The sequence below is a fragment of the Anaplasmataceae bacterium AB001_6 genome (assembly GCA_020002265.1).
GTDB lineage: Bacteria > Pseudomonadota > Alphaproteobacteria > Rickettsiales > Anaplasmataceae > AB001-6.
The window spans coordinates 172,712-186,553 of the sequence record CP048228.1 but is presented as its reverse complement, the minus strand read 5'-3'; the positions used below and the strand labels follow the sequence as shown (position 1 = coordinate 186,553).

At 30.9% G+C, this 13,842-nt stretch carries 13 protein-coding genes; 5 read left to right on the top strand and 8 right to left on the bottom strand.

Annotation, left to right across the window (positions count from 1 at the left end; genetic code table 11):
- The first annotated feature begins 22 nt into the window (after positions 1-22).
- Positions 23-526, top strand: coding sequence for a signal peptidase II (gene lspA, locus GUI12_00910; protein ID UAT42719.1), 504 nt, complete (start codon positions 23-25; stop codon positions 524-526).
- A 75-nt stretch (positions 527-601) separates the two neighbouring features.
- Positions 602-1,894, top strand: coding sequence for an insulinase family protein (locus GUI12_00905; protein UAT42718.1), 1,293 nt, complete (start codon positions 602-604; stop codon positions 1,892-1,894).
- Here the strand turns inward: GUI12_00905 and GUI12_00900 are convergent.
- From GUI12_00900 to rplM, 3 genes are all read right to left on the bottom strand, one after another.
- A complete protein-coding gene (locus tag GUI12_00900; protein ID UAT42717.1) occupies positions 1,869-3,827 on the bottom strand; it encodes a lytic transglycosylase domain-containing protein in 1,959 nt (652 codons plus the stop codon). The two genes, GUI12_00905 and GUI12_00900, sit on opposite strands and share 26 nt — an antisense overlap.
- 189 nt (positions 3,828-4,016) lie before the next feature.
- On the bottom strand, positions 4,017-4,463 hold the full coding sequence (gene rpsI / locus GUI12_00895) for a 30S ribosomal protein S9 (protein UAT42716.1): 447 nt from the start codon (positions 4,461-4,463) through the stop codon (positions 4,017-4,019).
- Complete coding sequence (gene rplM, locus GUI12_00890; protein ID UAT43431.1) at positions 4,456-4,929, bottom strand: 50S ribosomal protein L13; 474 nt, start codon at positions 4,927-4,929, stop codon at positions 4,456-4,458. Before rplM ends, rpsI begins: the two co-directional genes overlap by 8 nt.
- 774 nt (positions 4,930-5,703) lie before the next feature.
- On the opposite strand from rplM, the gene GUI12_00885 reads away from it, so the two are divergent.
- The 3 genes from GUI12_00885 (at position 5,704) to GUI12_00875 (ending at position 8,276) form a co-directional block, all read left to right on the top strand.
- A complete protein-coding gene (locus tag GUI12_00885) occupies positions 5,704-7,059 on the top strand; it encodes a TolC family protein (GenBank protein ID UAT42715.1) in 1,356 nt (451 codons plus the stop codon).
- A 75-nt stretch (positions 7,060-7,134) separates the two neighbouring features.
- Positions 7,135-7,737 (top strand): hypothetical protein, encoded by a 603-nt coding sequence (locus tag GUI12_00880; GenBank protein UAT42714.1) that lies wholly within the window; start codon positions 7,135-7,137, stop codon positions 7,735-7,737.
- A 29-nt stretch (positions 7,738-7,766) separates the two neighbouring features.
- Positions 7,767-8,276 carry a hypothetical protein gene (locus tag GUI12_00875; protein UAT42713.1) on the top strand — a complete coding sequence of 170 codons (510 nt, stop codon included), beginning with the start codon at positions 7,767-7,769 and terminating at the stop codon, positions 8,274-8,276.
- Positions 8,277-8,495: 219 nt separating this feature from the next.
- Here the strand turns inward: GUI12_00875 and GUI12_00870 are convergent, their stop codons facing one another.
- From GUI12_00870 to dnaE, 5 genes are all read right to left on the bottom strand, one after another.
- The gene (locus GUI12_00870; GenBank protein UAT42712.1) at positions 8,496-8,960 is read right to left on the bottom strand and encodes a DUF2155 domain-containing protein; all 465 of its coding nucleotides are present in this window, start codon (positions 8,958-8,960) and stop codon (positions 8,496-8,498) included.
- 23 nt (positions 8,961-8,983) lie between these two features.
- Positions 8,984-9,448, bottom strand: coding sequence for an MCE family protein (locus tag GUI12_00865; protein ID UAT42711.1), 465 nt, complete (start codon positions 9,446-9,448; stop codon positions 8,984-8,986).
- The gene (locus GUI12_00860; GenBank protein UAT42710.1) at positions 9,438-9,746 is read right to left on the bottom strand and encodes an NADH:ubiquinone oxidoreductase; all 309 of its coding nucleotides are present in this window, start codon (positions 9,744-9,746) and stop codon (positions 9,438-9,440) included. The genes GUI12_00865 and GUI12_00860 overlap by 11 nt, the downstream gene beginning before the upstream one ends.
- Positions 9,746-10,294 (bottom strand): ribonuclease D, encoded by a 549-nt coding sequence (locus GUI12_00855; GenBank protein ID UAT43430.1) that lies wholly within the window; start codon positions 10,292-10,294, stop codon positions 9,746-9,748. Before GUI12_00855 ends, GUI12_00860 begins: the two co-directional genes overlap by 1 nt.
- Before the next feature lie 205 nt (positions 10,295-10,499).
- A complete protein-coding gene (dnaE, locus tag GUI12_00850) occupies positions 10,500-13,751 on the bottom strand; it encodes a DNA polymerase III subunit alpha (protein UAT42709.1) in 3,252 nt (1,083 codons plus the stop codon).
- Between the last annotated feature and the right edge of the window lie 91 nt (positions 13,752-13,842).

Here is a 13,842-nt window from a genome sequence, read left to right as displayed (position 1 = left end):
TCCTAAAAAGGAAACAGCAACCATGAGTAAATATATAGCAAAAATGAAACAAATACCACATATTAAATCACTAAAAATAAGCAGCTTTTTATATATTTCTCTTATCATCTCTGCAGTTATATTTATTGATCAAATAAGCAAGCTTTTTATTACTGAACATTTTCAAATCAGTGAAAGTAAAACAATAACAAATAATTTTGCTATTACATTGGCTCTAAATAAAGGAATCAGTTTTGGCATGTTATCTGAAGTAAAAAATGCCTCTCAGTATATTCTAGGTATAACTGCAATATGTTTATCTGGAATTATACTAATAATATTGAGAGAAGAGAGAATGGTTATAAAATATGCCTTATCTGTGACATTAGGCGGTGCGATATCTAACCTGATTGACAGAATAAGAATTGGGGAAGTGATAGATTTCATTGATCTACATTATGATAAATTTCATTATCCAGTTTTTAATATAGCAGATATATGTATAACGCTCTCTATAATATTTGTAACAATAAGAAGTTGTAAATAAACAGTATATACACTATCATCAATAGATTTATATCAATTAAAAATAGAAAAATGCATCAATATAAAAATCACTAAAATGTTTAATAAGCTTTTTTTTGTTGAAGTCTTAATAACACTAATAATATTGCATACAACGCCTATAGACGCTACAGATCTTCGTGTTTTTAATATAGATAGCAATGACGAAAATGTCATTACAAATCTTATAAAAGGCACAAATTACGAAGAAAAAAGAGTAAGAGTTTCTTTGTTCAATTGTGGTTATAGTCAAGAGAATGAAAGCAATAATGGTATCACTTTTCTGTTGATGAAAGCCTTTGAGAACTGTGACACCATAAAGTGGTCTAGAGAGAAGATATCAGAGATTACGAATAAACACAATATAGAGATCATATATGGATACGGATTGGATGACATATATTTTGAATTCATATTCAAAGACAAGGCGCTATTTCAAAATATCATCCCCGAATTAATTAACGAAATTATATACGATCTACACCTTGATGTAGAAAGGATCAAAAAAATTAAAGAAATAGCAAAGATAGAATGCCAAGATAGAAATAATCTCCTAGAACCAATAAACACTCTGATGCAAAAAATATTTCAAGAACACCCTTATATGTTAAAAAAATATGGCACTGTCGAAACAATAGAAAACCTCAATATGCAACAACTAGATGATTTTTTAGCAGCAACACATAACAGAGAGAAATTAGTAATAACTATAATGAGTAATGATATCTCTGAGGCAGAAGTGGTAAAATTAGTAGATAAGATATCAAAAAAACAAAACACCAAAAAGAACTACAGTTATCAACACAGTCAAATAGCAGATCTTGAGATCAAAGAAAATCTGACAAATTCTTCTGAATTCAACATAGTAAGTGATACAGGGAAATTATATTATATAATCCCTTTTGATAGAAGAAACGAAGATAGTGATTATCAATTCATGGTGATATTATCACTTATAATGCATTCTGTATATCAAGATATTCCATCTGAAATATCTGACATATCGCTAGATAAAAAAGTTTATTCCAAGGGAACATTTTATTTGATAACAATAGATCCAACAAGAGAAATAGATATTCAAAAGATAAAAGATAGAATTCGAGAGATAATCAGAAATATAGTAAAAATCGGCATTAACATTGAAAAATTCAAGGAAACTAAAAAATATATAATCCAAGAATTCTTAGAGTCCTTTTCTGAAACTGATCATATAATGTCAGAGATAGCAAATTTTTCACGTTTTCATAGGTACCAAAATTATATGGATAAATTTATAGAGAATGTTAGTCAAACTACAACAAGCAATATAGAAAAAAGTGATTCAACTAATTTACTACTGTATTATCTTTAGTTGTATTATAGCAAGAAAAATCTTTTGCATCATGATATCGAAGTTCCAATTTATTTGTGATAATAGTAGGCAATATAACAGGTTGAACGTCATCATTGGAATATAAAAGACTATGATATACAGCAACATTTTCTAATACACGCATAACATAATTTCTGGTTTCACTAAAAGGAATAAGCTCTATCCAATTAATCATCTTATCTATGTCACCACTTTCAAATAATTCTTTATTATCATTAATCCATTTATCAACTCTGTGACGACCGGCATTATAAGCCGCAATAACGGGTACTATTCTTCCAGAATAATAATTACCAAGATCAATCAAATGATTGGTTCCACACCAAACATTGCAATTTGGATCGAAAAGATTTACCTGATCATGAGTTAATTTAGCTCCTGATTTATTTCTGATAACTTCGCCAGCCGTCATTGGCATAAGTTGCATTAAACCTCTTGCGCCTGCTGGGCTAATGGCCATATGATCAAAACTACTTTCTTGTCTAGATAAAGCATAGACTAGGCTAACAAAATATGAATAATACTTATGATCACGTCTAGAAAAATTAAACATCTCACCTTCATAAGGGTATAGATGGGAAATATGAATAATATTTTTATTAAGATAAAGATCCTTTGCGACAATTAAACCCAAATACTTATTATCCGTCATTGATGCAATCTTAAATATTGAATCATAATCGTAAGCTGCCATATCACCGGTATGCAAAGCTATTCGATCCATCAATATCTTTAATAAACCATTTTCTTTTAAAGCAGATAATATGTAGATATTTTTATATAGAACTCCACGAACATAATTAACTTTGCCAATATTACCTTTGGAAATATCAACTTTCTTTATCAATTCATAATTGTCTTTAAAAGATAATGAGTGCACATTTCCCAATTTCTGTAATGCCAATTGACCATAAAAGGTATTGGGATAGTTAGCAGCTTTTTTATATTTTTCATAAGATGTCAATTTATCGCCCAATGCATCATATGATCTAGCAAGCCAATATAAACCTCTGGATTTTGATATAGCACGATTTGATTTTTCTACTATCACAGTAAAGTGCCTCCTAGCGAGAGAAGGGTTATCAAGATATTCCAAAGCAACCCAGCCAGCCAGCCACTCCATTTCTACCATATCCCCTCCTGATTCAAAAGGATTAGCAGATGTCAGAAAATATGCATCCTCGTATAGCTCTGTTATGTTATTGTACAATATGTTTCTAACGTATATTTTACGTAAATTAGAAAAATTAACCCCTGAAGACCAATCAATCGGCAATTTCTTGAAGATAGCTACACCATCTTTATATAATCCACGCTCCTTGCACCACAAAAGATAAGAATAAGATAACTCTTTATTCATTAAAGCATATTTTTTAATCTTCGCTAAATCACCTACCGTAACATCATTTTTTGCTAATTTATCACGCATATAATCATATCCACCAATATAAGAGTACGATAAATTATCATTTGAAGCAGATTTGATGGTTTCATTTTTTTTGCTATTAATGCTAACAATTTTTGGGCAATTCATAAATATTTTTCGTATGGAAGCATTGTTAGCTAGCGGAAATGATTTATACTGCGAAACATTCACAGTAAGTTCCTCTATTAATTTTTGATCAAATTCCGAAACACTATAAGATTCATTATTTTTAGATAAATAAGATAAATAAGAAGAATATAACCAGTATACCAATTCGCTGAATGCAGGATCTTCCATCTTTTTGGTCTCTGTAACTGCTTCATCCCACTGACAACTATAAACCTTATTTAGAACAGAAGAGTATGATTCAAATGAATTTATATTATTCGATGATAAAAGACTCTCTACATTATCGTGCGCAGAAAGATATTTTAAGCCGCAAGGTACCTCAAAACTAAATAGAGGTACAGACTCAAATAGAAACACACTCAGGAAAAATAAGCAATAAGAAATCTTACAAGGCAAAGACACTTAAAAAAAACCTATAGAACACAGACACCCTTAAAAATACACACTGAAAGATAATAAAGCATGAATACAGAAGACAACAAAACTAAAAGCTTTATTATCCACTTTCTTGATAAGGCTATAATGTTTCCATAAAAATAAGAAAATCTATCTTTTAGAGAACTGGAACCTTTTTCTAGCTTTTTTACGACCGTATTTTTTGCTTTCAACCACCCTAGAATCCCTAGTTAAGAAACCAGAATTTCTCAAAACAACACGGTGATCATCATCCATAATAGCTAATGCTCTACTAAGGCCAAGTACAATAGCACCACTTTGCCCTGTAGTACCTCCTCCGCTAACTGCTACCTTCACATCAAAGCCGCTCGCAAGTAAATTAACAGTTCTAAAAACAGTTAATACATTTCTAACATCGTATTCATGTACAAAATATTTATCAAGTAACAATCCATTCACGACAAAATTACCGCTACCTTTAACTATCCAGACTTTGGCAACAGAAGATTTTCTTCTTCCTGTTCCATAACAGTCACCAGATTTTGCTAAAAAAGATTTCCCGACTTTTCTTACCTTAACCGTCTTATCACTAACCACTTACGACCCTCCTCGCATTCTTAACATTCAAAGACTTAAAATCAACAACCATAGGCTTCTGAGCTTCATGTTTATGTTTAGATCCAGCATAAACTTTAAGATTACTTAATCTATGACGACCCATTGGAGTATTTCCAAGCATACGCTTAACAGCCAATTTCAACAAACGTTCTGGGTTCTTTCCAGCTATTATTTTTTCAGGAGTTGTACTCTTAAGCCCTCCTAAATATCCTGTATGTCTGTAATACACCTTATTTTTCATTTTTTTTCCTGTTAGATGTAATTTTTCAGCATTAACAACCACAACATTATCACCACAATCTAGAAAACTGGTATAATGAGGTTTATTTTTACCTTTCAAAATGCTTGCAATATAAGCAGCTAATCTACCTAAAACTGCCCCTTCAGCATCTATTTCTATCCAATTTTTTTTAACATCCCGCACACTAGGCACATAAGTCGCCATCGACTTTATAAAAACCATACAACTACTCTTTCTTCTCTCTATAAATAATCACAAAATTATTATCTGGCTCCCCGAAGCAATATCTGATATAGGGAGGATTAATATTCACAATTCAAAACAACAAACTCACTAAAATAACTGAGCGTGCTAAATGAAAACAAGCCAACCATAATGTTATATTTACTAATAGTAATTGTCAAATCAAACCATAAATTCTTTCTTATATTAATTTAATAAAAATTAGTGAATATCGCGATCTTTTCATGAAAAAATATATTTTCATGAAAGTTGATCAAGAATAGGGAATAAAAATAGTCAGTTCAAAATTAAGCTAGTGTATCAATCTTGAAGATTGATATATCATATTCTTTAATTTATTCATCATAGAATTGTGACAGTATTGACAAATTGTAAGTAGAAGATAGAATGTAGTTTACACCTTCTATCTACTATACGAAAGGTGCTTACTTTGAACTATGGATGGGTCTTTTAGTGATCAACTTTTTTGTGATTAATTGTTATGAAGCTAATTGATCTTTTTATTGTTGATTATTGTCTTATTGTTGACGTTTGATCTATTTCTTAATGAAATGAAAATAAATCGATCGGTAGTTTATGTTGTTGCGAAAGGACGTTTTCTGCCTCTATTTTTAGTCTAATATCGGGATTTATTTTCTATTTCTATATATAGCAGTGATCTGCGTGTTATTGTTTTCTAGTAAAATGTTGCTAGCAATGTATAAATAGGATCTTTGATTATAAGGTATCAATTTTATGGAAGAAAATATTAAAACTAAAATAGGCGTTAAAAAAAATATTCTTGCTATTACATCCATCGTATTGTTCTGCTGTTTGTTTTCTTTTACTTCTATTGGAATTGTTGAAGCTGCTCAAGATGAGTTAACTTTGAGAGCTGCAATAAAATCTGCAATGGAAAACAATAAAAGTTTAAAAGCACAAGAACAAAATGCTATCTCTACACATAATAAATCCTCAGCTAGTAAATCTAGTGCTTTCCCCACAGCTTCTGTTGGATACAATAGTGAGTATTCTAGCTTTGATAGTAATCATGTTCTTAACCCAAATGGTAATCAGAGAAGTGAAAATACCACTTTGGGTATATCACAAGATTTAAATCTCCCAAAACATATAAGTAATTTTAAAGTTCAAAATTTGAATGCTAAGATTGCTGACCTAGAAGTAGAAGATAAAAGACAATCTGTAATATTGAGCACTATAAACGCTTATAATAAGGTGATAGCAACAAGGAATGAATTGAAGTTGTATTCAGAGAATGTTAATAGCTTTATGCAACATGTTAAAATGTCAGAAAAGCAATTGGAACTTGGAGAGATCTCTGCTAGAGAGATGGCTAAAGCTCAAGCGAAATTGAGTGAACAGATTTATAAGAAAGTAAACGCTGAAGGAAATTATGAAATTGCCAAAGAGGACTTTCATAGAATTACTGGTGTCTCTGCGACTGATAATATGACAATTGATGAATCTATCTCTGACCTTTTACCTAAAGAAAGCACAATGGATGATTTTAAAACTTTAGGAATAAGTAATAACATAGCCTTAAAGGTGCTAAGAGAGAAGAAAGATTTAGTTAAACATGCCGGTAGATTAGAAAAAGCAGGAATGTTTGGAAGTTATAGATTAACCGTAGGAAGTTCTATTCAATCTAATTCTTCTAGTGCTGGAGCAACTGGAGCAGATGTAGGTAAGGAATTTGTAAATTTATCATTATCTCTGCCTTTCTTTCAATCTGGAGCATTTTATTTCGTACATAAGAAAGGTGTATCTGATGTCGCTGCATCTGGTTATAATTATCATTTTGCATTAAATGCTACATTAAAAGATATTGCAAGTGACTATTTACAAGTAAAAGCTTCTGATAGTTCAATTAAAGCAACTGCTGATCTTGTAAAAGCCAAACAACTAGAGCTTAAAGCAACAAAAAGAGAAGTTGATTTAAAATTAAGAACTTTTATAGATGAATTGGATGCTCAAACTGATCTCACAGATGCGAAGTTACAATTAATGACTAGTAGATTGAACAAAATCTATTATAGTTATTCTTTGTTTATGAGATCACAAGGAGTTGAATCTATCAACCGAATAGTGTAAAGTTACGTGATTTATTATTAATATAATCTAGACTTTTTCGTATTATGTTCGTAAGATGTATTTTAAAGTTCTGAAATGAAGCTAAAGAAAGTTGATGAGAATCTTTTAAATTCAATAAAGAAAGTTATGACCAATAAAGGGAGGGATATCGATGATGAATCAGTTATCGATTTGACAGAAGTTGTTCATAGTGATATGAAAGACTTAACTTATGAACAGAAAAAGAATCAAATAAAATTACTTAGCGATATTAATGATTCGATAGCAATGTTGGATAATAAAGATAAAAAGAAAAAAAAAGGAAGTAATACTCCCGCAGATAGTGTTAATGAAGATACTCCGAAGGCTGTAAAAACTGAAGCGTCAAGTGAAATTGATAAAGCGAAATTAAAAGAGATCATCAAAAATACGCAAATAATAAACAGAGATAGAGATCGTAAAATGGACAGGGATGCAGAAAATCCTCGTTTAAAAGTATTTTTTAAAAATGTTCTCACCAAAGAAATTCAGGGAATATTACATGATAACCCTGCAGAACCCGAAAAATTAAGCAAGGAAATATTAGACTTACTACAGGATGTCATTGAGCGTGAAATTAAAGCATGGCTAAGCAACAATATAGAAGAGATGGCTCACAGAATGTTGCAAAACGCTATTGATGATATTACAGACTCCTAATTAGTATTCTATAACTACTATGAGGAAGGGTGTTAAATAAAATAGTTAGTACTATTTATCCCAATATGTGCTTTATCTGTGGTACATTATACAGATCGACAATATGTCTTGATTGTTATCGGAGAATTAGTTTTCTAAAAAATATCAAGTATTGCAGAATTTGTGGAAAGCTGTCTTTTTATCGAACATGTCATGAATGTGCTGTTCTTGATAAATATATTAATCCCAACAACATTCATTCTGTATTATTGCACAATGATGATTCAAATGTTGCTAGAAAAATCATATATAACTTAAAGAATACGAAAAACCCTCTTGTTATAGATATAATTGCACATTTTATGACACGTCACACTAGGGATATCTTAGAGAAGTGCGATTTAATAATCCCTGTACCTAGTACACTGCCAAAAAGAATATTAAGAGGTTATTGCCAAACGACCTTAGTAACGAATAAGATATGTAAAATACTGAGCATAAAAAAGCAAATAATATTCTATATAGAAGACATTCTAGTGCACAAGCTCAAAAAAGCATGATTTCTAGAAGCAATAGAACAGTCAACATCGGTAAGATTAAATATTGTGTATCGCATCCCGATAAATTGTACAACAAGAATGTTGTAATATTTGATGATACAATAACCACTGGTTTAACAATGCAAAAATGCTACTACCTTTTATCTCAATATGAATGTAAAAGCATTCATCTGACATCATTTTCCCGCACAATTATATCTTAATTATTTTTTTTGCAAGCTACATACAACGCTTCAGCACAACATCATAAATTGGATGCTCTACTTTTGTGACAAATGTTGGGTAAGAGGCCAACCACCCTATAAAGAATTTCTCATTATTAAAATCGCGGTCTATATCATACAGATTAACAAGAGCATAATACATATTATCACCGTAATCGTCCTGATATATACATCCATCAAATTTCAATATCAAATTATCGACCACACGTTCTTCATTCACTTCTAAAGAAATCACATTTCTCCGAGCACTAACTTTATTTAAAATTATGAATTCTGCTTTATTCATAAAGGTGTAATCTTCCGAATCACGCATATTATTGATTAACTCATCTTTACTTTGATTAAGTAAATCGTACATAATACTATCTTCAGAAAAGATCTCTTCAGCGAAACAAGAAGGGCAAGAGACTGTTAAAAAGGATATAACAATAGCGGAGTAGTAAATCAGTTTAGCAAACATAACTAGCTGTAGCTATAAATACTTCATAAGAACTTCATAAAAATACTAGAGACAACATCATCGATGCCAATAGCCTGTTTAGTATTATACACCACCGAACCTTCTTTTAGATATTCTTCTTCTTCACCTGTAAGAGGTTGAACATCCACATAATAATCTTTTATGATACCAGCCTGCTTTATTGCAAACAGACTATCTATTGGTATTTTATCCCACTTAGAATCAATCATCATATGGAAAATCACTGAGTAATCCTTGGGGTTTAATGTAAAATCTGTAACATATCCGACATCGACTCCAGATATTTTAATTTTTGCATTCACATTCATAGACTGTGAATTTTTGAATACCGCTGTTACATTATAGAATGAAGTGCTTTGTTCTTCCAAGGTATTTTTTGCGACTCTAGAAAACAACGTAACAACAATAAAAATGGCACAAGAGATAACCAACAATCCCAGAACGAATTCTAATTTTCTACTTATCATTATTTTCTACTTTCCAATAATCATATATGGAATTATTTTTAATGCGTTTATTTTGCTCAGAATCTGGCATAAAAGAATCTGTATCATTTGTTACATTTCTATGTCTTTCTATTTCCCAAGAAAATTTACGCGATACAACATCAACTGACTTGTTATGCAACCACATGTACCATAGTGATGATATAGTGGTAGGGTCTTCTCCTTTAGAATATTTAACAAACCTTTTTCCTGTTTTTGAATCTGCATAATATTCGTTACTATTGCTATCTTTTCCAACAAATACAACTCCTCTATTCATTATACCCTTTTTGCAAAATGACTAAAAATATCTATGTCAGGCCAACCTATAAGATCCAATTCAACTCTTGTGTTCAAAAACTTAAAACATTTGCTAGCTATATCCATTCTACCTTCTCTAAGCAGTATTTCATTTAGCTTGTCATGTAGCTGCACCAAATATATCACATCAGAAGCAGCATAACGACGCTGTTCTATAGATAAATCGAAATTACCCCAATCAGAAGACTGCTGACTTTTATTTAACTTAATGCCTAATATATCATGACATAAATCTTTCAATCCATGACTATCTGTGTAAGTTCTCGCCAATCTAGAAGCAATTTTCGTACAGTAAATAGGGTTAACATCAACCCCCAAGTAATATTTTATTATACCAACATCAAAGCGTGCATAATGCAAAATCTTTAGAATTGAATTATCAGTTAAAATTTTTTTTAAATTAGTAGCGGAATAATCCTTTCCATCAAATTGAATAAGATGTGGTTTATTATTTAAATCAGTAATCTGTATCAGACATAATCTATCCCGACAATAAAGCAAGCCCATAGACTCTGTATCAAGGCCAACATACTTAACACCTGAGAAACACTCTTCAAAGGTCTTATCATCGATATCATTTTTATAAATAGGTATATTTTTATTATTGGTCACAAGACACAAATAAAAGTTAAAAGTTTAATGAAATTCTATGATGTACTACAGAAGTTGTCAATCGCTAGCTTAATCATAGAATAAAATAGATTTTTACACTTTAAACATTGAGAAAATATAAATCTTCAGTACCAAGTAGGTCAGAAATTTTAACATTATATCTATCTGGCAAGAGAGATTCCATAAGCCCTTCTTCTTTTTCAAAAAATAGGACTATCTGCTTTCCTTTTGGTAATTTTTCAGCATCGTTGCACTTCTTTTCACATAATAATTTTAATAATTCTTCACATGCTGTAGTACTGCAAACCTTAATGCTTATCATGTCTTCGTATAGTGAATCTAAGTATTCATCAAGATCTTGCATATACTCAATACTTGAATCGTTATTCCTGAATCTTATAATGAGTTTTTTTCCATTTTGTAACATATCATAATATTTTTTAATCCTATTATTACCATAAACAGAGCAAACAAAATTTCTATTAGGAGCAGAACAAAATAATAGTGCTATTCTTTCAGCATCGCGTGATCTAAAGATTATCTTATTAATGATACACAGCACACAAGAAGAATCATATAAGGGAATTCTATTTTCATATTTTTCAATTGGATGTCCAAATATATAAAATCCAAAAAATTGATATTGATAAAATAACAGATCATCTTTAGATAGATCTTCAATAATATCAATATTTAAATCATTATTGTTATCAGAATGCACATCGAATAAAGACATTTGCTTCCCTACATCACAGCCTGCTGACTGATAATGAATAATATGATCAATTGCATTAAGCATGGTTGCACGGTTATATCCAAAGCAGTCTAAGCAACCTGTTTTTATAAGAGATTCTAGAACTTTTTTATTAATTGATTTATGAGCAACGGCCATTGCAAAATCCTTTAAGTTATCGTATTTAGCGCATGATTTAATATCTTCAGCGATAGTTTTTCCAATATTTTTTAATATTGCTAACCCATATCTTATACTCTCTCCTTCTATACTAAAAAGCACGCTGGACAAATTAATATCAGGCTTTAATATTTCTATCCCCATTGAGATAGCATCATAACAAAAAGATGCTATTTTATCTGTATCATCCATATCTATATTCATAGATATTATAAAAAATTCTTTTGGATAATGTGCTTTTAGATAGGCTGTTTGATATGCGATAAGGCCATATGCTGCGGCATGAGATTTATTAAAGCCATATCCTGCAAATTTGGCAACCAGATCAAATATATCTTCTGCTTTTTTGCGCTCTATTTTATTCTTCTCTGCTCCAGCGATAAATTTTTCTCGCTGCATATCCATTTCCTCTTTTCTTTTTTTACCCATCGCTCTACGCAATATATCGGCTTCAGCAAAGCTATATCCAGACATAACACGAGCTATTTCCATAACCTGCTCTTGATAAATTATCACTCCAAATGTTTCTTGAAGAACAGATTCTAATAAGGGATGATAATAATCCACTTTTTCACTCTTATGTTTACGCCTAATATACATTGGTATATTTTCCATAGGACCTGGTCTATTCAAAGATATCAATGCTATGATATCTTCTAATCCATCTGGTTTTAGGTTAGCAAGAGTTTCCTGCATAAATTTACTTTCCAGTTGAAATATCCCTACACTTTTACCGGTTGAAAGAAAATCATATGTTTGTTGATCATCCAAAGGAATTCTAGATATATCAAAATCTGGGTCAGTCTCTCTAATAATTTCCGATATTTTATCGATAATTGTCAGTGTTTTTAAACCCAAAAAATCAAATTTGATCAACCCGCACATTTCCACAAATTTCATAGAATATTGAGTTACAGGTATTGTTGATTTTTCATCGTCGTATATTGGCACAAAATCTGTTAATTCTTTATCACTTATCACTATCCCAGCAGCATGAACCGAAGCATGTCTGTACAAACCCTCTATTCGACGTGATATTTCAAATAAGTCACGGATCATTTTATCACCATTTTCTGCTAGATTTTTAAGCCTTTCATCCAAATTAATTGCCTGCTCTAAATTAATGGGATTTGCAGGATTATTAGGGACTATACGACATATTTTATCAACTTCGGGATAAGGGATTTGTAAAACACGCCCGACATCTCTTAGTGCTGCTCTAGGCTGAAAGGTACCAAAAGTTATAATATGAGCAACATTTCCATATTTCTTTTTTACGTATTCTATAACTTTGAATCTCTTTTCTTGGCAAAAATCTATATCAAAATCTGGCATAGATATTCTATCAGGATTTAAAAATCTCTCAAAAATCAGACCATATTTTATTGGATCTAGATCTGTAATCTGTAATCCCCAAGCCACTAAAGATCCAACACCAGAGCCTCTACCTGGTCCGACAGGGATCCCATTATTCTTACTCCATTTAATAAAATCTGATACTATCAGGAAATAACCCGCATAATTCATGCCATTTATAACATCAAGTTCATAATTTATTCTCTTTTCATATTCTTCTGGTAATATTTCAATATCAAGCCTTTTTTTAACACCAGCTATGGATTGCAGACGTAATTCTTGGTCTTCAGATTGTTTAAAAAAGATAGGAAGAGTAACAGGTTTTTTTGTAATTAAGAATCTACATTTCTTGGCTATATATAGAGTATTTTCCACAGCTTCTGGAATATCAGCAAAGAGCTCCTGCATTTCATCAGGAGTTTTGAAATAACAATTTTCTGTGTATGGATACTTATCTTTCTCCACTAAATAAGAGTTATTGGCAATACAATATAGAGCTTGATTAGCAACAACACATTTTATGTTTTCAAATAAAACATTATTAGTTGCTACGATGGGTACATTAAATTCATCGGCACATTCGAAGATAATATTTTCAGCAAGAGATTCTTTATTTCTACCTATTCTACTAATCTCAATAAAGAGATCTTCAGCAAAAATATTTGATAATCTATCTAAGATAGGCTTATAGTCAAAACAATCTATAAGAGAATTATAAAAAAGATCTCCTGTCAAGCAAATTAGACCTTCTAAATTATTCAGTAAATGAAAAGGCACAGGTTTACAAAAGAATCGTCTGGTGTAATACAATAGATTTTTATATCCTATTTCATTTTTAACCATAAGATTAATATTAAACTGTATATTCTTTTGATATAAAATGGACATTTCATATCCTATTATAGGTTGTATGCCATTTTTTATCGCACAATCTACAAATTCCATCATGCCACACATGTTATTACTATCTGTCAAAGCAATTGCTGGAGTATTTTGTTCTTTACATAGTTTAATTATCTCCGATACTTTCATCCCCCCTTTTAAGAAAGAAAAATCGCTATGTACATTTAAGTGGACAAACATATTTTTTTAACTAAACAGATTGCAATATTTTAAATTATTAAATATTTAACGATTATAACGTAAAATGTCTTCATGACTTATCTTGTTAAAC

Excerpts from the sequence above, each read along its gene's own strand:
- dnaE (UAT42709.1), bottom strand. The coding sequence starts at position 13,751 with ATGTTTGTCCACTTAAATGTACATAGCGATTTTTCTTTCTTAAAAGGG.
- lspA (UAT42719.1), top strand. The coding sequence starts at position 23 with ATGAGTAAATATATAGCAAAAATGAAACAAATACCACATATTAAATCA.
- rplM (UAT43431.1), bottom strand. The coding sequence starts at position 4,929 with ATGGCGACTTATGTGCCTAGTGTGCGGGATGTTAAAAAAAATTGGATA.
- GUI12_00885 (UAT42715.1), top strand. The coding sequence starts at position 5,704 with ATGGAAGAAAATATTAAAACTAAAATAGGCGTTAAAAAAAATATTCTT.
- GUI12_00870 (UAT42712.1), bottom strand. The coding sequence starts at position 8,960 with ATGTTTGCTAAACTGATTTACTACTCCGCTATTGTTATATCCTTTTTA.
- GUI12_00860 (UAT42710.1), bottom strand. The coding sequence starts at position 9,746 with ATGAATAGAGGAGTTGTATTTGTTGGAAAAGATAGCAATAGTAACGAA.
- GUI12_00880 (UAT42714.1), top strand. The coding sequence starts at position 7,135 with ATGAAGCTAAAGAAAGTTGATGAGAATCTTTTAAATTCAATAAAGAAA.
- GUI12_00855 (UAT43430.1), bottom strand. The coding sequence starts at position 10,294 with ATGGGCTTGCTTTATTGTCGGGATAGATTATGTCTGATACAGATTACT.
- GUI12_00865 (UAT42711.1), bottom strand. The coding sequence starts at position 9,448 with ATGATAAGTAGAAAATTAGAATTCGTTCTGGGATTGTTGGTTATCTCT.
- GUI12_00905 (UAT42718.1), top strand. The coding sequence starts at position 602 with ATGTTTAATAAGCTTTTTTTTGTTGAAGTCTTAATAACACTAATAATA.